The organism is Paenarthrobacter sp. NPDC089714 (genome assembly GCF_044748905.1).
In the GTDB taxonomy this organism is placed as follows: Bacteria; Actinomycetota; Actinomycetes; order Actinomycetales; family Micrococcaceae; genus Arthrobacter.
In genome coordinates, this window is record NZ_JBIVGX010000023.1 from 1 (window position 1) to 18,608 (window position 18,608).

The 18,608-nt window shown below is 60.4% G+C and carries 14 protein-coding genes and 1 pseudogene; 10 read left to right on the forward strand and 5 right to left on the reverse strand.

Annotated features, from left to right (window positions below; translation table 11 throughout):
* Positions 1 to 586: 586 nt before the first annotated feature.
* The 3 genes from ACIPY3_RS22145 to ACIPY3_RS22155 all read right to left on the reverse strand — a co-directional run bounded on the left by ACIPY3_RS22145 (position 587) and on the right by ACIPY3_RS22155 (position 4,063).
* The gene (locus ACIPY3_RS22145; protein WP_400337501.1) at positions 587 to 1,381 is read right to left on the reverse strand and encodes a hypothetical protein; all 795 of its coding nucleotides are present in this window, start codon (positions 1,379 to 1,381) and stop codon (positions 587 to 589) included.
* Between the two features lie 1,085 nt (positions 1,382 to 2,466).
* A complete protein-coding gene (locus ACIPY3_RS22150; RefSeq protein WP_400337503.1) occupies positions 2,467 to 2,661 on the reverse strand; it encodes a hypothetical protein in 195 nt (64 codons plus the stop codon).
* Positions 2,662 to 3,175: 514 nt separating this feature from the next.
* Entirely contained in the window at positions 3,176 to 4,063 is an 888-nt protein-coding gene (locus tag ACIPY3_RS22155; protein ID WP_400337505.1) for a GAF domain-containing protein, read from the reverse strand.
* A gap of 109 nt (positions 4,064 to 4,172) precedes the next feature.
* Between ACIPY3_RS22155 and ACIPY3_RS22160 the strand changes: the two genes are divergently transcribed.
* Both ACIPY3_RS22160 and ACIPY3_RS22165 read left to right on the forward strand, forming a co-directional pair.
* A complete protein-coding gene (locus tag ACIPY3_RS22160; protein WP_400337506.1) occupies positions 4,173 to 4,817 on the forward strand; it encodes a hypothetical protein in 645 nt (214 codons plus the stop codon).
* Between the two features lie 458 nt (positions 4,818 to 5,275).
* Positions 5,276 to 6,307, forward strand: coding sequence for a DUF4192 domain-containing protein (locus ACIPY3_RS22165; protein WP_400337508.1), 1,032 nt, complete (start codon positions 5,276 to 5,278; stop codon positions 6,305 to 6,307).
* Between the two features lie 71 nt (positions 6,308 to 6,378).
* Here ACIPY3_RS22165 and ACIPY3_RS22170 read toward each other — a convergent pair.
* Positions 6,379 to 7,624, reverse strand: a pseudogene (locus tag ACIPY3_RS22170) (IS256 family transposase).
* 240 nt (positions 7,625 to 7,864) lie between these two features.
* On the opposite strand from ACIPY3_RS22170, the gene ACIPY3_RS22175 reads away from it, so the two are divergent.
* Positions 7,865 to 8,407 carry a hypothetical protein gene (locus tag ACIPY3_RS22175; protein WP_400337510.1) on the forward strand — a complete coding sequence of 181 codons (543 nt, stop codon included), beginning with the start codon at positions 7,865 to 7,867 and terminating at the stop codon, positions 8,405 to 8,407.
* Positions 8,408 to 9,125: 718 nt separating this feature from the next.
* Here ACIPY3_RS22175 and ACIPY3_RS22180 read toward each other — a convergent pair.
* Positions 9,126 to 9,890 carry a TetR/AcrR family transcriptional regulator gene (locus tag ACIPY3_RS22180; RefSeq protein ID WP_400337511.1) on the reverse strand — a complete coding sequence of 255 codons (765 nt, stop codon included), beginning with the start codon at positions 9,888 to 9,890 and terminating at the stop codon, positions 9,126 to 9,128.
* A gap of 34 nt (positions 9,891 to 9,924) precedes the next feature.
* Here ACIPY3_RS22180 and ACIPY3_RS22185 point away from each other — a divergent pair, with 34 nt between their 5' ends.
* From ACIPY3_RS22185 to ACIPY3_RS22215, 7 genes are all read left to right on the forward strand, one after another.
* Complete coding sequence (locus ACIPY3_RS22185) at positions 9,925 to 11,229, forward strand: extracellular solute-binding protein (RefSeq protein WP_400337513.1); 1,305 nt, start codon at positions 9,925 to 9,927, stop codon at positions 11,227 to 11,229.
* A 1-nt stretch (position 11,230) separates the two neighbouring features.
* Positions 11,231 to 12,184 carry a carbohydrate ABC transporter permease gene (locus ACIPY3_RS22190; protein WP_400337515.1) on the forward strand — a complete coding sequence of 318 codons (954 nt, stop codon included), beginning with the start codon at positions 11,231 to 11,233 and terminating at the stop codon, positions 12,182 to 12,184.
* A complete protein-coding gene (locus tag ACIPY3_RS22195; RefSeq protein ID WP_400337517.1) occupies positions 12,181 to 13,008 on the forward strand; it encodes a carbohydrate ABC transporter permease in 828 nt (275 codons plus the stop codon). The genes ACIPY3_RS22190 and ACIPY3_RS22195 overlap by 4 nt, the downstream gene beginning before the upstream one ends.
* 44 nt (positions 13,009 to 13,052) lie before the next feature.
* Positions 13,053 to 15,056 carry a glycoside hydrolase family 3 protein gene (locus tag ACIPY3_RS22200; protein WP_400337519.1) on the forward strand — a complete coding sequence of 668 codons (2,004 nt, stop codon included), beginning with the start codon at positions 13,053 to 13,055 and terminating at the stop codon, positions 15,054 to 15,056.
* 78 nt (positions 15,057 to 15,134) lie between these two features.
* The gene (locus tag ACIPY3_RS22205) at positions 15,135 to 15,632 is read left to right on the forward strand and encodes a nuclear transport factor 2 family protein (protein ID WP_400337521.1); all 498 of its coding nucleotides are present in this window, start codon (positions 15,135 to 15,137) and stop codon (positions 15,630 to 15,632) included.
* 214 nt (positions 15,633 to 15,846) lie between these two features.
* Positions 15,847 to 17,043, forward strand: a complete 1,197-nt coding sequence (locus ACIPY3_RS22210) for an MFS transporter (protein ID WP_400337523.1) — start codon at positions 15,847 to 15,849, stop codon at positions 17,041 to 17,043.
* Between the two features lie 101 nt (positions 17,044 to 17,144).
* Complete coding sequence (locus ACIPY3_RS22215) at positions 17,145 to 18,578, forward strand: amidase (RefSeq protein ID WP_400337525.1); 1,434 nt, start codon at positions 17,145 to 17,147, stop codon at positions 18,576 to 18,578.
* The last annotated feature ends 30 nt before the right edge of the window (positions 18,579 to 18,608 follow it).

Consider the following 18,608-nt stretch of genomic DNA (forward strand, 5'->3'; position numbering starts at 1 on the left):
CGCGGCGGACAGATCAATGTCAAGACAAACCCCTCACAGGGCGTCAACCACACTTAGAGCCACGCCGCGACACAACCAATTCCATCATTACTGTCCACACTTCCTTTTTGCCCGTTCCACTCTCGCGGCGTACTGCCGAGAAGGCGTCACACAACCGATTTCTACCGCAGAGCGCTCTGCTTCTGGGACCGAGCACCGCCTCTCAGGACGAGGGTTTGACTCTTCCAAGGCCCCGCCTCCGGGAGTCCGTGACTCACCCGACGCTGCGATGGATTGCCAAAGCCGGAAGCTCAACAGCCGAAGCAGCCAGCCGTACCTCGGACTGAGGACGACGTGCCTGCGGAGATTCCACTCGACGGAACTACGACGACGCCAAGCTTCGGAAGCGGCTCCGCTACGAATCGTAGCTATTGGCCTGGTGATACAGATGGGGCCACAACGAACCTTGTCCATTTGAACGTTCCACAAAGCCATAGCCCAGCCGAAGAGGCCGCCAAAACTGTCGATGGCCGCTGAGGGCTGGCTGGCCGCAATCCCAACCGCGCTCTGGTAACAATCTGCAGGGAGTTCGGAACGGGGCCAGCGGTTATGCTCCCCAGAGTGCGGGCAGTAGGTAGCTACCATGCGGAGTGGGTGAACATGTGCTCAGGTACCAGGGGTCGGTGTATGGCCGGTTCTGCCCGCCTCCGTACTTCGAGAAGCTGCCTGGCACCGCCGGAACGCCTCCGTACCACCTCTTCGCGACCGGTATAGTGACCCCGGCGCCCTCGGTGCCGAGGTAATCGCCTATGGCCGCCATCACTTTGAAGTCACCGGCCTTCCCACCCTTGAAGCCGGCACTCCCAACGTTTGCTACCTCTATGCCGCCGTCCTTTTCAAGGCAGGAGGCGCCTACACGGATAAAGATCCCAGCGGCCCATAGCTCGGCGCGCTCGATGACTATTCTGTCAGGTGTGGCCATCTGAATACGAAGAATAATGTCTCGCGAAGCACGCCTAACCGTTAGCGTCTGGGCCTCAAATTCAACATCCCACGTCGTCGTGGAGTGTCGTAGTTCGCCCCGCCGGATTATAAGGACGGGATGGTTATCGTGGTCCCGGATTGTGAGGTCTAGGGAGATAAAGCCATCCTCCTCGAAGCGAATCCGGAAAATAGGTTCGCCGTCCACTTCGATGATCGTGCACTCTGGCGCATCAGTGGACCCGACGAAAGTAAACGAACCTAGCTGGACATCGAGCGTTGGCCCATCGAAGTAAAGCGGGTGCGAAGATCCCAGGGTCTTGGTGCGATTATAAGGACTCTTGTTTGCCTTGCGCACAGCGGTTATTGGCAGCCGGTTAAGCGTCTTCTCGTCATGGTGAAACGAGCAGAGCAGAGTCATAGCTTTTGCGTCATGTCCGGTAACGCCATAACCCTCGATGTGATCGTACTGAAATGCGGGAGACCCGCAGAATACGCATCCGAAGCCGCAACGCTGCCGAACGATTCTTTTGATCTCCGCCGGAAGGTGATCCCTTTTTTGCGCCAAGACCAGACCCCTAGTTCTTGGTCCGCATTTGCTGGCGCGCCCAGCCTTCTGGGATCAGAGTATCGGAGCTGGCGCGGCCCTCGCCGTACGAAGGGGCGATAACGACGATGACCTCTGCCTCTATTGAGCGGGGCAAACCGATAACTTTCACAGCCTAAGCCTAGCGCTCCAGCTCCGCCGGAGGGCTGCGTTCCAGATGTGTCGGCAGATCAGTTGTCTGTACGCCGATATCAAGCCAGACCATATGATCCTCAAGGCTCTCTTTGGCATGCGGGACCCCTGACAGGAGCCGTGCTCCGCGCATCGCAGGCTTCACGCACTCCTTTGGCCGGCCCTCGAGCCAGCTCCCATAAACACTCTGAAAGCACTACTGGGCGAAATCGGCACTCAAGGCATCGCCAAATACGAAAGCTGCACTGACCCAGAAGCCGGACGACGAGATTCTCCCTGATTGGCTCTGGTTCGTTTTCGCCGCCCCGGCGCCCACGGCACGAGACATTGTTGGGCAGTCGCTGATCAAAGGCGAACTGGTGTTGGTACAAAGTCCGCATGACACAGATTTGCGTCTCAGCAAACCGCCTCAGCAAGCAAACTCCGCAACGTCAATGACGGTGCAAGTTTTCGAAGACTGCCCGCAGAAAACTCCTTTTAGAGCCTTTGACCTGACGGCTTCTGGACGCCCGGGACTCAAAGCTGCAGGACACAGCCCGTACGCGTCAGGCAAGATCCCGTTTCTCCCGTAAGGAAGCGCCTACTCCGTGGAAACAGCAGGGTCTGAACGTCATGCCGTTGGTCCGCGCCCCGAGTTGACGTCACCGCAGGGCCTTTCGTGGCCACGTTCTAAACGGCCATGCTCGTCACGGTCCAACACCATCCTTGAATCGGGCCGGCTTCCCGGCCCATAGTCTCCCCCTGTGCGTCCCGGCTGTTGAGAGGCGTCAGTCGAGCGTCAACGCGTCGAGGCTGGTGTGGGGGCGGATCAGGCAGGACCGGCTTTGCGTGATGACGCCGCCGCGGACCATCGTCACGTCCACGGCGCAGGCCGAATCGCGGTCCGAATTGGTAGCTTCTAAGTCGATGGCGTGAAGTCCACGCCGGAGATCGCTTCCATGCCACCCACGTGTGAGGATCAACTCCTTATCATTATCAGTTTGATCGCTCCTGAGATGGCCACAGGGAATTCGCTCCCACAAGTGCCCCGTCTGGCTGGATTCCGAGATCAAGCGAAGGAGGCGACGGCCGGCGAAAACATGATTGCGATCCGTTCACGAGACACAGCGCATCGCTGCCTTGCACGCCAAACCGAACACTTAAGGAAGAGCACAGATTGACCAGGTGCAAATGAAGGAGGTCCCCTCCTTTCCGGAATGGGACCTCCTTCAACTGCGAGAGTCAGCCGTACATTACGCGGCCCGAGCGACCCGAAGGTCCTTGCTTAGCGGCCGCAGCTCTCTTCTCGGCTTTGAGCTGAGCGGCTGCCCTTTCTCGAGCAACTTCACGCGCCTGGCGGTAGTACTCCCGTGGGTTCTTCTGAATCTCCCCGTTGCGCTCACCCTTGAAAACCATTTTTCCCATGATCACCCTTCCACCGGTGTACGACCATTCTGCACCACAGGCCCGTCAATATCGTGCACGTTTAACAAAGATTCAATCTCGTTTTCCCATCGCTATGGCATCCGCGATTGCCACCACAGTTGCAATCAGCCGCACCAGCACTGCGTCCGCTTCCGTCAGGCTTCCGGCTTCAGGGGAATCCACTGTGAGCATCCCGACCACTTCAGAACCATCAGAGGCTGAAGCGGAAATGAACGTTTCATATGAGCGGGGTCGGGTGTTATCGAACCCCGGAGGCGGGTCGTTGATGCAATCAGCTGTAAAAACGTAGGAGCCTGTGGCCAGCATATCAAGCAACGCGTCGGACTCCGTGCCGGGACGGGAGAGGTCGAATCGTTGCCGCGGAGGCGTGGCGGTGCTACCCGCTTGCGCCAGGTATGGTTGGTCAGAACTGGAGTATTTCAGCCTGTAGAAGTTGGCTCTCAACCTGGGGATTGAGGGATCGATCACTTCTTTCAGCGCATTCAACGCGAGGGTGCGAATCTCAACCTCCAATTCCTTCCGAGCACGGGATTGAGGTTTCGTGCGGGACAGCCGACCGAGGTTCCGCAGCAAAGGGAGTAGCACGAAGTCGACGATGAGCAAGAAGTCTTCGCGTCCCTCGACCTTCGCCTGATCTACCTTCTCGCGGCCTTCTTCTTCCGCACGAGAAACGTCAGACTCCAGAGTGGAAATTCGCGCGTTCAAAGCGCGTGTCTCCCTCACGGGCAGGACCGCTGCCATTGTCACCCCAACTATGCCTACGCCGAAACCCACAAACTGCCACGGAATTTCGAAGATCCAGATCTTCCACGGCGTCTCGTCATCGCCACTGTATGAACCCCAGTACGCCCCCACAAAAGCCATGACTGTTCCCACAATTGCGAACAGAGTGTGCCACCAGCGCGCCCACCACGCGGACAGCTTCAGGAATCGTTTCACCGAGAAAGAATACCTGCGACGACCGCGATCAACGGTATCTTACGAGAGGCGACTCTGTAGGAACCGGCCGTTTGAGCAGCTGAGATCCTTGGAAGGTATCGTCCGATACATGGACCCCGAAACAGCCTTCACTATGGCCCTCGTCGCGGCGATCATCTCCGGGCTATCCCTGTTGGTTGGTAGTGCAAGCCTGCTCTGGAATGTCTCTTCTTGGCGACGCAGCGGTCGCCAGATCGAGCTGGATATCAAGGTGCGAGCGACTGACGGGCATCAGATTATCGACTACTCCCCCGACCAGATTAGCCTGTCCCTTTCAACCGAAACGTTTCTGCAATTCATGAGGAGCCAAGGTTTCGGCGAAGTCGCGATCCTGTTCACCGTCCGAAACGTTGGGCGCCTTCCGGCCACCGTCGACGACTGCCTGCTGGCAACTCCGGCAGGACAGCACGTTTCGATCAAGGGATCCTGGAAAGGGAATACCTTGCCAACAAGGGTCGAGGCCGGGGACTACAAGGAGTTCATATATCCCCTTGAGCACTTCGCCAAGAACGTGCGAGAGCATCGCACACAGGTGATGACAATTACACCTTCCGTGACGCTGGGTACGGGCCGACGGGTGGCATCTCGTCAGAAGCTCAAAAATTATGCAGTCATCGGATCGAAGGCTCCCCAACTCAAAATCCGCGGCCGTCATCACGACCATGGCGGCTCGGAGAACCAACAGGATCACCAGACGGATTCAACTACCGAATAGGCTGCCACACGAGAGGAGCGGAAGTGCTCGGTATCGCAAACTCCAACGCCCACATCGCCCTCACAGCGGCTAGCGCGGGCTCTTCCCGAACATTCACACAGACCCTGAAATCGACGACAGCGAGTATCCACCGATAACGGCGCATATGTCCGAATCCGCCCCACTCCGATCACGGCTGTCCGGTAGGGCTCGAGGGCAGAGCAAGCGCGTTCGCTAGCAATCCAGTGGGCACTTTCGTGCGAGCGACCGCATCGAGGTGATGACCGTGATGACTGCGCCGGGCTCCCATGGTTTCGCTGCGTCCTCTACGTTGGCACGTCAATCGCCTCGCGCGCTCGATACCAGAGTCGACGCAACCCGGTCATGGTGAAGGATAGGTCTAGCGTCCATGGATGGCTGGAGCCTCATCAGAACAGGCCCCGTCAACACCGGCCAAGGACGCACGAGGAGACAGGACAATGAACGCGCTCACCATCAAGGACCCCGCTGACTTGCTCAGTTTCATCGGCCATACGCTCGGGTTCTGGCCCCAAGAAAGCCTGGTCTGCATCACCCTCAACAACGACAAAGTCGGCGCCACCCTCCGCATCGACCTCCCCACACACCCCGGCCACGAAACCCACTTTGCCCAAACCGTCGCCGCCTACCTAACCACCGACGAACGAGCCAACGGCATCGTCTTCGCCCTCTACACCACCAAAACACCAGAACCAGGCGAAGCCAGACCACACCGAACCACCATCGCAGCCCTCACCGGAGTCCTCGCCCATGAAGGCATCACCATCCGCGACGGCATCTACGTCACCAACACCACCTACTCCCCCTACGACGCGATGCCGGGCAGCGACATCTCCATCCCCCTCAGCAACACCGAATACTCCCAAGTCAACGCAGAATTCATCTACCGCGGCAGCACCATCGAACCCACCAACCAGATATCCCTCCCCGCCGCGACCCAACAGCGTGAGCACGCGACCGCCGTCGAACACCACATGGAAACCATCCTCAACGGACCACCAGCGACAGCCACCCAAGACGCCCACCAGCTCTGGACCACCATGCTCGAGACCAAGGACTACCCCACCGACACGGACGTCCTAAAGCTCATCGCCTACTACCAGTTCCCGCACATCCGGGACCGGCTCATGGCCGACATCCCCGGCATCAACGAACCACCCGAATACATCCTCTTCGCCCAAACCACCACAGCACCGAACTGGTCACGGATCGAACGGGCCAAACAACTCCTCACCCACACCTACACGCTCACAGCCCCAGAACACGCAGCACCCATCCTCACCACCATCGGCTACATCAACTGGTGGGAAGGCAGAGGATCCAAAGCCCACCAATACCTCCAACTCGCCCTCGACACCGACCCCGGCTACCGCTTCGCACGCCTCACCGACCACATGCTCGGAGCCGGCATCATCGCCGGCTGGAACACCAACAAAAACACCGCCTACAGAAACAACCTCGACATGCCTTGATCGCGGCCTTGTCTCCAGCTTGACGAAAGGTCGGGACTGTCCGATAAACGGTGTGTGGGCTCCGGCGGTTTTCATTGTTTGATGGTTCTTTCGAACCGTCCGGCGAACGTTATGGCGAACGCGTTGAGCGCGTATTTCCACCTCATGGTCCAGCGTGCTCTTCCTCCACCGGTTGGATCAAGGGATCTGGTGACCAGATACAGGCATATCAGGGCAGCATTCTCATTCGGGAAGTGCCCCCTGGCTTTCACGGCCCCGCGGTAGCGGGCGTTGATCGATTCGATCGCGTTCGTCGTGCAGATCACCCTTGGGATCTCGACGTCGTGTTACAGGAACGGCACGAACTCCGCCCAGGAGCACTCCCAAAGCCGCACGATTGCCGGATACCGTTGTCCCCACTCTGCCGTGAATTCAGCGAACCGGTCTTTGGGTGCCTGCTCGGACGGGGCGGTGTAAACGGGTTTGAGTGCCTTCACGATGCCGTCGCGGTGTTGGCGGCGGCGTAGTGGAAGCTGTTTCGGATCAGGTGAACGATGCATTGCCGCACGATCGTGCGTTCCCATGTGGTCGTGGTCGCTTCCGGCAGGCCCTTGAGCCCGTCGCAGACAGCGATCAACACATCTTCCACACCCCCGGTTCTTCAACTCGGAGAAGACCTGCAGCCAAAACCGGGCACCCTCGCCACCGTCACCGGCCCAGATACCCAGGATGTCCCGTTCCCCGTTCGCGGTTACTCCCATGACGACATAGAACGGGGTATTGCGTACCTGCACGTCACGGACCTTGACCACGATCGCGTCAACGAAGAGCACCGGATCCAGCGGCCGGGAGGACCATTCAGCCAGTTCGGCTGCGACTTTCTCCGTGATGCGGCTGATGGTGTCTTTAAAACCCTGGCTCGTTAGCCTCCTCGAAATGCGCGGCGATTTCCCCGGTAGTCAGCCCACGTGCCGAGAGCGAGAGCACGACCTCGTCGATCCCGTCCAAACGCCGTCTCCGTTTCGGCACGATCATCGGCTCAAATGACCCGTCCCGGTCCCGGGGCACCTCGATCTCAACCGGGCCGATCTCGGTCAGCACGGTTTTTGATCTCGTGCCGTTACGCACGTTCGCGGCGACCGGTTTCTGGCCCTGCTCATGGCCTAGGTGCTCGGTCAGTTCCGCGTCCAGTGCCGCTTCCAGGACGTTCTTCGTGAGCTGGTTCAGTAGTCCGCCAGGGCCCACCAGGCTCACGCCCTGTTCCTTGGCCTGCGCGAGCAACCGCTCTGCAAGCTCCTTCTGGTCAATGATTTCTCCCGTCACAGGATCGATCATCATCCCTGTCATCTCGGTCGCGGATTCTGACACGGCCGTCTCCCTCGGATAAGGCCGAACCCCACACACCGTTATTCAGACAGTCCCAACTTCCAGCCTGTTGAAACGCGCGGTTATCGGCGTTGCGAACGAGTCGCGACTGGTCGAGAGAATCGGGCATCTGGTTGATCCCATAGTGGGCACGAACAGCGCTGCGGGCCGGCGGTTGGGATACTCTCCGCGGGGTCATGGAGAATGGCCGTTATGGGCGTGCTCTTTGACTATTTCTCGGCTGGATCCGACGAGGAAGCCGCGGCGGTGATTGATCGGCCAGGCGGCCCGGGTTACCCGGCGGCAATCGTCCCGTCGGTTGAACCGAGACGTGGCTTTTTCGGTCTGAGACGGCGATCAACGGAACGTCTGACCCCCAGTGCACTCGGACCTCTCGTTTATGAGACGGTTTCAGTGAAGGGCATAGATCCTGTGGTGCAGCTCGGCGCGCTCGAAGAGCTTTTAACCGGCAGGGCTTACGACGACGTCGTTGATGACCCTCGAAGCGGCCACACCTTGGCGACGCGAGACGGAGATGAGCTCCTGGTGGTGACTCTCACTGACTTTTTGTCCCAGGCCCTGACCTGTATCGATGACGACGTTATTGAGCAGGTGGCGGTTCCGTGGTCAGAGTCTGAAGAGTTCTTTGACGCGGCGGATCCCCGAGATCTCGCCGACTTCCTGAAGGACCTGTCGGCCCTGGCGCGTCGGGCGGCGGCTGCAGGACATCGTCTTTACTGCTGGGCTTCCTTGTAGCTCAGGCCGGGATTTTCTCCCCATAATGAGGCCGGTGGTGGTGTCCAACCCGCTGGAATCGAAGCAGGAGTGGCGCTTCCGTCTCACGTCGAACCGTTCGCTGTTGTTGGTTACTGGGAGTCTCGACGACGGTTTCGGGTGCGCGTGGGTAGCCAGTGGAGGTCTATCTGGACGGGCTTCTTGTCGTCCTTCGGCTCCGGTATGCCACCATCGCGCCGCCGGGCCCGGGCATCCCAGTCGCACCGCGCCCACAAAAGGAGAAGCCATGCAAATAGGCCAATCACGACCGGCAGGATTATTCTGGCCCATTCCCCGTCCGAAACCGATGACACAAAGGACGTGATCAACGCCACGAGGCCCAACCCTACAATCACGGCGGCGAATGTTGTCATGAACCATAACGGTGCGACCACAGGCACGTACTTCCCGGTAAGGGAACCAATCCGTGGGACGCCTTCCCTTGATGGAACAGGCCCTGACAGTCAGTTTCGTGCCACGGAAACCGAGGGTTTCTTGAGCCGCTACCGAGGCCGAAGAACTCTAGCGATGCGCTCATTCTCAACGTCGGCAGATGACCGGCTCCTCAGCGTGCCGAAGGCTCGACTATTAATTCGGTCGGCTAGCAAACGGACAATGTCACCGTGGCGACTTGAAGCCTTGACTCAGGATGGAAATCCATCGTCATACCGGAGTCGGGATGTAGGGGCTCGGGCCTCCCTCAGTCGAGCGATTGCGCGACTGCGCCCATTTCGCGGCCAGCGGCTTCGAAGGCGGTAAGGCCTGCGGGAGTCAGCATGTTTGATATCTCGGTGCGGAGGTGGTGAGCCATATCGATAGTGGGGTCGAGGAGCCATTGTGTTTGCAGGCCGTCCATGAGTGCCGTTAGTCGCACGGCTGCATCTTCCGCATCTACATCGGCCCCGATGTTCTCGGCCCGTATAGCTGCGCGAATTGCGCGTGCTGTGCCTGAGCGGATGCGTTGATAGCGCTCAGTCATGTACCGGTGGGCGGGGTGGTCTGGGAAGCGGGACTCGGCGGTCAGATTGACGAAAAGTTCGATGAGACCAGGGACGAGACGGTTGTGTTCGGCTAGGTCGACCATTCCTCTCAGAACACCAACGCCTCCGCGGATCTGTATGTACGGTTCGAAGCGCTTTTGGTCTGCGGCGTCGCGATCCTCCAGCACCGCTTCCAGCAGCGCTTCCTTGTCGGCGAAGTAGTGGAGCAAGCCCGCGCGGGTGATTCCGCACGCGTTGGCGATATCCAAGATCGTCGCGGCAGTGAACCCCCGCTCCGCGAAGTGATCGCTAGCGGCGTGCACGATCTCGGCCCGCCGGGCGCGGCCTTTTGCGTAGCCCCCACGCCGGGCCGGGTTCGCTTCGGTTGTTTGTGCAGTCACGCTGACCACCATACGACGAAAACTAACTTTCGTGTAGGTATTGACAAAACCTACACACGCGTAGATATTTGTTTTCGGACGCATCGCGGCCCTCCCACCCGAACAAAGGAGTTCCCCAATGAATTTCCCCCAACCGTCTCGCCGCAAGGTGATGCTGTCAGGCGCAGCCCTCGTGGCGTCTGCTGCTCTCGTCTTGACCGGTTGCGGCCGCGGCGACAACGCCAGTACCGGCGCAAAGTCCGTAAAGATCAGCGATGGGCCAGCTAAGGGCGTCGTCGAGGTCTGGGCGCAGGGCGGCGATGGCGCGAAGCTGCCGGAGATGTTTGATCGGTTCAAGAAAGAGAACCCGGACGTTGAGATGCGAATAACCGAGGTCCCCGGCGACCAGTTCGCTGCGAAGATGACCGCGGCCATTACCGCCGGCAAAGTTCCTGACCTCATCTATTCCTGGAGCAATATTTACAGCGAGCTGATCGCCACCGGCGGCTTCGATGCGGTGCCCGATGGGCTCGCCGACCGGAAGGATTACGTTGAGGCTGTCTGGGACGCCTCGGTCGTCGACAACGTCGCCTATGCGGTTCCCTGGTACACCTGGGCGGGTTTTATGCTGTACCGCTCCGATCTCACCACTGCGGCCGGTGCCAAGGCGCCGACAAACTGGGACGAAATGCGCGAATTCGCCAAGAAGCTGAAGAGCTCCGGGGTCAAGGACCCGCTGGCGCTCAGGGTGGACTGGGACTCGAACACCGCTTTCCAGGTGTCCCAGTTCGCTCAGCAGAATGGCGGATCGTTCCTCAGCAAGGACGGCAAGAGCTGGACGATCAACACTCCGGAGAATGTCGAGGCGTTGAAGTACTGGGCAGGCCTGATCGCCGACGGGTACGCTTCGCCGGACGGTCCGACCGTGTTGGATGTCGTGCCGTGGATGTCGAACGGCACGACCGCCGCGATGTGGAATGGCGGACCTTGGTACAGCGGATGGTTCGATGACGCCAACGGGGCGGGCTGGTCCGACAAGCACATCGGCTACGCGCTGAACCCGGCAGGACCCTCGGGGCACAGTATCGCGACCGTGGCCGGCGGCGGATGGATGGTTCCCTCCAATGCGGGCAATAAGGACGCTGCTTGGAAGTTCGCAAAGTTCATGTCAGCGCCGGAGCAGCAGGTTTACTGGTACAAGATCTTCAAGAACCTGCCCGCTGTCAAGGCAGCGTGGGAGGACCCCGCACTCCAGAGTCCGATGCTTGAGGTAATCCGCGAGGCGCTCAAGGACGGCGTCGCTCCCCCGTCGGTCCCGACGTGGCAGCAGGTGGGCAACGCGATCGGCCAGCAAATCGAACAGGTCGTCCGTGGCGGCAAGTCCGCCCAGCAGGCCCTCGACGAGGCGCAGAAGCAGGCCGAGCAGATTGGAATGGGCAAGTAGTGTGAGCACCTCCACCGAAGCAGCCGTCATCCCGGAGACACCCAAGCGGCGCCTCCGGGGCGGCGGCCGCCCTCCGCGCGAGGGCACCCCCGCCGAAGCAGTGGCCGGCTGGCTGTTCGTCCTGCCGTTCCTGCTGATCTTCGCTGTCTTCACCGCGATCCCCGCCCTCCTCGCCGTCGGCGCGAGCCTGACGGACATGACCGCCCGCGATATCCGTAACCCATCTTCGGTGAACTTCGTCGGCTTTGACACCTTCCTTGGGGTGCTCGGGAACCCAACGTTCCAGCAAGCGTTCTTCACCACGATCCTTTTCGTCGTGCTGTGCGTTCCGCTCAGCATGGGCTTGGGTCTGGCTTTGGCCCTCATGCTTAACACAGGCATCCGTCGGCTGAGGAGTACGTTCCGGGCCGCCGCCTACATCCCGGTGATCACGAATATCGTGGCGGCGGCAGTCATCTGGCAATACGCTTTCTCGATCACAGGACCGGTGAACGCGACACTCGAGTCAGTTGGCTTGCCGCACCCGAATTGGTTCGGGGAGTCGGGCTGGGCGATCACCACCGTCGTCATGATGGGTGTTTGGCGCACCGCCGGGTACGCCATGATCCTCTTCCTCGCCGGCCTCCAAGCTATCCCCGAGGAAGTGCTCGAGGCCGCCTCAACCGACGGCGCCTCGCCAGCACGGCGGCTGTGGTCTATCACTATGCCGCTGCTTCGTCCGACGACGCTGCTCATTACTGTCCTCGAGACGGTGATGTTCTTGAATATCTTCGAGGAGCCATTCCTGCTGACAAGAGGAGGCCCGCTCGGATCCACCAACTCGATGGCGCTGTGGGTATACCAGCAGTTCGGCTTCGGCAATATTGCCGCGTCGATGGCGGGATCTGTCCTGCTGCTGCTGCTGGTGGGCCTAGTCGCGATCGTCCAGTTCAGATTGCTGAGGCCGAAACATTGAATACCTCGAGTACCGGTCGCCAGGCCGTTAATTACACCGTACTGACCCTCATAGCGGTATTTATGCTCCTGCCGTTTGTCTGGCTGTTCTTCGGTTCCTTCAAGACGCAGGCGGAGTTCCTTTCAAACCCGGCGGCCCTGTTCCCGAAGTCTTTCCAGTTCAACAACTACGTGCAGCTGTTCGCCGAGGGTGGCTTCGGCAAATACATGGTCAACAGCTTGATTGTCTCGGCGGTGGCGGTGGTGGGAAACATCCTCTTCAGCGCGATGGCCGGATATGCGCTGGCCAAGCTCCGGTTCCGCGGCCGTGGCCTGGTGTTTCCGCTGGTGATCATGTCCATGATCGTGCCTTACGTCGCGCTTTTCGTGCCGCAGTTCGTGATCGTGGTGCAGATGGGGTTGGTCGACTCCCTCATCGGCATCATCCTTCCGGCTTTGATCATGCCACTGTCCGTGTTCATCATGCGGCAGTTCGCGTACTCGGTGCCGTTCGAGCTTATGGAAGCGGCACGGATCGACGGAGCTAGTGAGGGACGGATCTTTTTCCGCATCTTCCTTCCGCTGTCCGGCCCCGCAGTGGCGACCGTCGGCATCCTTTCGTTCCTGGCATCGTGGAACAATTTCCTCTGGCCGTTGGTCGTCGCCCAGTCCCAGGACACATACACCGCGCCGATCGGACTGGCGGTCGCTTCGCAGGCATCGAATACAACCGCATTCGGACTGCTGCTGGCCGCGGCCATGGTGGTCCTCCTGCCGATCCTCTTACTATTCCTCTTCCTGCAGAGGTACTTCATCCAAGGTGTGTCCACCGCCGGACTGAAGTAACAGACCGCTAACCAGAACCCAGTATTAGAAAGAAGGCCTCGGTTGTGACTGACACCCCCCAGTACCCGTATCAAAACGCCTCCCTCGACGTGGAGACTCGGGTAGAGGATCTGCTGTCCCGAATGACGCTCGAGGACAAGACGGGCTTGATGTTCCATCCCGTTTCAGCGTTCGGAGAGATCGATGGCCCGGGGGTGTTCGGGTCGCCGTCGACCCGAAGGCTGTTCGAAAAGCGGATTAACCACTTTAATGTTCTGCAAGCCCCGACCGCGCGCGGCCTGGCTGAGTGGGCCAACTCCGTGCAGAAGGAGTGGCGGAAGCACCCCTTGGGTATTCCGGTGACGATCAGTACCGATCCGCGTCATTCGTTCGGGAACAATCCGGGTACCGCGATCCTGGCGGGACCGTTCTCGCAGTGGCCGGAGACCCTGGGGTTCGGGGCGCTGGACGACCCAGATCTCACCGAACGATTCGCGGACACGATCCGTCGCGAGTACCTCGCCGTCGGTATCCGGCTCGCGTTGCACCCGCAGCTCGACCTCGCGACCGAACCGCGGTGGGCACGGGCGTCCAGCACGTTCGGGCAGGACGCCGGCATTGCCGGCCGCCTGGGCGCGGCATACGTACGCGGCCTGCAGGGCAAGCAGCTAGGTGGCGAGTCGGTGACAGCGATGGTCAAGCACTTCCCCGGCGGTGGGCCCCAGAAGGACGGTGAAGACCCCCACTTCTCCTACGGCCGGGAGCAGGTCTACCCGGGCGGGATGTTCGAGTACCACCTGGAACCATTCAAGGAGGTCTTCGCCGCCGGCGCTTCCCAGGTGATGCCGTACTACGGCATGCCGATGGGAATCGGTTACGAGGAGGTCGGCTTCGCATTCAGTAGGGCGATCGTCACCGATCTACTCCGCGATCAGCTCGGCTTCGACGGCATAGTTTGTTCCGACTGGGGCATCCTCTCCGGCACGTTCTGGGGCGTAGAACACCTCACGTACGAAGAGCGCATGCTCAAAGCCCTCGACGCAGGTATTGACCAGTTCGGTGGCGAGTTCAGGCCTGAGATCCTCGCGAAACTCGTTCGCAACGGCCAGCTGCCGGAAAGCCGTCTGGACCTGTCGGTCCGTCGACTGCTGCGTGAGAAGTTCGTGCTCGGGCTGTTCGACAACCCGTTCGTCGACGTCGAACGTGCCGACGTCACCGTTGGGACAGCCGAAGCCCGCGAAGACGGGCTGAAGACGCAGGCGGCCGCACACACCTTGCTGATCAACAACGAAGGCGCGAACCACCTGCCGCTGCAGAAGAACATCAACGTCTATATCGAAGGTGTCGAAGCCGCCGCATTCGCCGGCCGAGCCAATGTCGTGGCCAGCCCGGCAGAAGCGGACGTTGCGATCCTGCGGCTGGTCGCACCCTGGGAACAGCGCGGAAAACCAGGCAGCATCGAGTTCTTCATGCACGCCGGTTCGCTCGACTTCCCCGACGAAAGGATCACCCGCATCCGCGCGATCGCCGCCCAAGTGCCCACCGTGCTCGACATTTACCTCGACCGCCCCGCCATTCTCACCCCATTCACGACCATGAACGCTTCCCTTGTCGTGAACTTCGGCGCCACCGACGAAGCCTTCACGCGCGTGGTGTTCGGCGAGGCAGAACCAAAGGGCAAGCTACCGCTCCAGATCCCGTCCTCAATGGAAGAGGTACTGAAGAACCTGCCCGACGTCCCTGGCGACACCGCCAACCCGGCATTCGAGTACGGCTTCGGGCTGCGATACGACAACTGGACCGCAGCGCCCGCCCCCACGGACGAGGATCGTGCGCTCACGACCGTTCAACAGGCCAATCGGTTCGACTTCTCCACCGCGACGTTCGCTGACGTCATGGACGACCCCACCGCAGGCCCCATTCTTGTCGAAGTGATCCCCGGCCTGGAGAAATTGCCGATGCTCGACATGATGCGGAACATGGCATTCACCCACGTGCTCGACATAGCAGCCGGAGACCTGGGCGCTGAGACCATCACCAAGCTCAAGGACCGGTTAACAGACTCCTGACACTTCCAGCGCCGCTCCACCTGTGTGGGGCGCGCTCGACGACTATCCCACACCCAATCACCACGAGAGGACCGAATAATGACGCTCACCCTGCAGGACTACGAAGATCACCGGCAAATGTTCGCCCGGATGCAGTACAACATGGACTTCGGCCATGCAGAAGCTTATGCCGCGGATTTCGCCGAGGATGGCATTTTTGAGGTGACTGGGCTTCCAGAGGAAGCCAAGCACTCTGGCCGTCACGAGGGCCGCGACGCGGTCATTGCCCTCGTCGAGCAGATCTACAGCAGAAACCTTGGCCACGCCCGACACTGGCTTGGCAACCACGTGTACACCGAGAAAGGCGAGAACCACGCACGTGTCACATCGTTCATATTGATTATCCGCCCGGGTGAGGCCCCCCAAGCGGGAGTGACGCTGACCGGCATTTACAACGACCTCCTTGAGAAGGTCGACGGTTCCTGGGTGGTAAAGCACCGCAGCGTAACTGCAGACCCTCAGCCACAACACTCTGCCCTGCAACCCACCGATGTGCTCGTTGTGCGTCGCGACGACTATGTGGCCGGTCGCTCGTGAAGGCCGCTGTCACCGCTGACCTCAGGTCAGGATTTCACGACGATGATGTCGACACGGACAAAAGTCCATCACCCAGGCTTCCCTCTTCCGTTTCGCCCCATATCAAGGAGCTTCACCAATGATTGAACCCTCAAGTCCGCCACGTGCGGGGACAGCCACAGCCGGACCTGAAAACACTGCGGGCACACCGCAGAAATTCCGGCTGGTTGTCGCCATGGCGCTTGTCCTCGCCCAGCTTGGGGTGTTCATAACGCTCATGACACCTGCCGTTCTCACGCTTGCGTTGCGCGTCGCTGAAGTGTTTCCGGACACGAAGAACGCTTCGCTGGCGGTCGTGCTCGCCTGCGGTGCCCTGTGCGCAACGGTCTCGGGGCCTTTGTTTGGATCTTTGTCCGACCGCACGACATCAAAATTGGGACGCCGCCGACCGTATCTGATCGCAGCTGTTGTCGGAGGTCTGCCCGGCTTGTTGCTGATGGGCCTGGGCAATGACCTCTGGGTCATCGTGGCCGGTTGGTGCATCGTCCAGCTGATGATGAATGCCTCAACAACGGTGATCCAGACTGGCGTCTTCGACTTCATACCGACCTCGCACCGTGCCAGGGTTTCGGCGTTCATGGGAATGACCGGCACGCTCTCAACGATGATCGGCACGTGGATGATTCAGCCGGTGGCATGGTCAACGATCCTCATGTTCATGGTGCCCTTCGTGCCTGCACTAGTATTCCTGCTTTGGCTCATTCGGGTCATGCCCGACCGGCCAGCGCCGGCTGATCCCAACCGTCCCAAGTTGACGCTTCTCTCGTTTCTGAGTGGATTATGGGTCAACCCCTTCAAATACCACGATTTCGGATGGGCAACGTTGAATCGCTTCCTGGTAAACATGGGCTTTGCGACGTTCGTGGGATACCAGACCTACGCGGCCATGGACCGGTTCGGGTTGGCCGCCGACGAGGCCGCCCGACTGGTGGCGGTAACTTCGACCGTCATCGCAGTGTCGGTCCTGGTGGCGGCAGTGCCCACCGGGTGGCTTTCGGATTACTTCGGCAGGCGTAAGATCTTCGTCGCCGGCGCTGGCGTGATCATGGGAATCGGACTGATCATCGTGGGTCTGTCCACTTCGATTCCGGTGTTCCTCATCGGAGCAAGCGTTGCCGGTATCGGTTTCGGTCTCTACCTGGCAATCGACCTCGCCCTAATCACCAGCACGCTGCCCAGCGCCGAGAAAGCAGCCACAGCGATGGGATTCTCCGCCGCGATGGCTGTCGTACCTCAATCCCTCGCCCCGGCCCTCGCACCTGCTCTCCTGGCCATCGGCGGCGGACAGAACTACACCGTCCTCTTCATGACAGCGGCCGCGCTGACAGTCATGGGGTGCCTTGCCGTCTTCAAAGTTCGTTCAGTCCGGTGAGCAAACAGGGATCCAGGAAGGGAGCGATCGCGCCGGCGGGCCTTGTCGGGCTGGACGCCACCACGATTCAGGGCATTCTCACGGCGGGGAAGATTAGCTCAGTGGAGTTGGTCGGAGCCTACTTGGCACGCATCAGGGCGTTCGACCAGCCGTACGGCAACGAGCCTGGGCTCACGGCCGTGGTTGCCGTGAACGAGGCGGCCATCGCGGATGCCCAGACCATGGATGCTGAACGTGCCGGAGGCAAAGTTCGCGGCCCGCTGCATGGCGTACCGATCCTGGTGAAAGAAGTGTTCGATATTCAGGGGCACCCCATCACGAAGGGAGCTTACAGCGAACTCGCGGCAGACATCTTGGCTCCCGACGATGCCTTCACGGTTGCGAAGCTGCGCGACGCCGGGGCGATCATCCTCGCGCGCACCGCTGCGGGACACAGCAACGTCGCCAATCCGTACGATCAGGAGCGTCACCCGGGTGGCAGCAGCTCCGGAAACGGTGCGGGTCTGGCAGCCGGATACGCGCCCCTTGCGCTCGGGGAGGACACTGGCGGCTCCACCCGCGTCCCCGGTTCCTACACCGCCACCGTCGGCTTCCGCCCGACAACGGGACTGGTCAGCATGGACGGGGTTGTCCCGTTTTCGATTTGGGCGGATACCCCCGGGCCCCAGTCGCTGACCGTTCGTGACGCCGCGGTGATGATGGATGTCATCGCAGGCTTCGATCCTTCTTGGCCGGGCAACAAGGAGATTCCCATCCCTGACACGTACACCGAACATCTGTTGGAGGACTTCCTGCACGGGAAGACCATCGGAATCTTCCAACCGAACGTCTTTTCGTCGGACCAAGTCGTTATTGAGCACTTCGATGAAGCGGTGAAGGGGTTTGAGAAGGCAGGCGCAACCCTCGTCATCATCGACGCGAACCTGACCGCCGACAGGTCCTCCTATGCTCCCGGCACGGAACTGCTGTGGGAGAGCGCCAGCGACTGGAATGTCGCCGGGATGGTCTTCGGAACGAGCGACTACTCAGACGGCGCACAGGCCGAGGACCTCTGGCTCTCCAAACTCGGCGCGGACAACTCGAAACTGGCAAAGACCGCTGAACCTTTCGACAGACTCACCAGAGTCGACCGGCTAACCGCCAACGGGGAAGACACCTCAGACCCCGGCAACGAGGCAGGCCGGCAGAAGCACGAACTGCAGCGCAGTCAACTACGAGGATGGTTCGCAAGCCACGTTGCAAAATCTGGTGCCGACTTCGTCGTCTATCCGTCCACCCGTACCCTCCCGCCAAAAGGCAAATCCATCATGAGATCCGGGAACACGATGATCGCACCGTTGCTCGGGTACCCCGCGCTGTCGGTCCCCGCCGGATACGTCAACGGACTACCGACCGGCATGGAGATCATGGGCACTTCCCCAGGCACCGACGCGGAGGTCCTCGGTGCAGGTTACGCCTACGAACAGGCCACCAAATGCCGAATGGCGCCCGCTTCAACACCGTCACTCGCGGGCGAAGCCGAACTCACAGAGTAAGTCCTTCCGGGGACCGGCACGGGGGCTACC

Bases quoted from the DNA above. Each gene is read 5' to 3' on its own strand.
- ACIPY3_RS22165 (WP_400337508.1), top strand. From the start codon at position 5,276: ATGAACGCGCTCACCATCAAGGACCCCGCTGACTTGCTCAGTTTCATC.
- ACIPY3_RS22180 (WP_400337511.1), bottom strand. From the start codon at position 9,890: ATGCGTCCGAAAACAAATATCTACGCGTGTGTAGGTTTTGTCAATACC.
- ACIPY3_RS22205 (WP_400337521.1), top strand. From the start codon at position 15,135: ATGACGCTCACCCTGCAGGACTACGAAGATCACCGGCAAATGTTCGCC.
- ACIPY3_RS22210 (WP_400337523.1), top strand. From the start codon at position 15,847: ATGGCGCTTGTCCTCGCCCAGCTTGGGGTGTTCATAACGCTCATGACA.
- ACIPY3_RS22175 (WP_400337510.1), top strand. From the start codon at position 7,865: ATGGGCGTGCTCTTTGACTATTTCTCGGCTGGATCCGACGAGGAAGCC.
- ACIPY3_RS22145 (WP_400337501.1), bottom strand. From the start codon at position 1,381: ATGACTCTGCTCTGCTCGTTTCACCATGACGAGAAGACGCTTAACCGG.
- ACIPY3_RS22160 (WP_400337506.1), top strand. From the start codon at position 4,173: ATGGACCCCGAAACAGCCTTCACTATGGCCCTCGTCGCGGCGATCATC.
- ACIPY3_RS22185 (WP_400337513.1), top strand. From the start codon at position 9,925: ATGAATTTCCCCCAACCGTCTCGCCGCAAGGTGATGCTGTCAGGCGCA.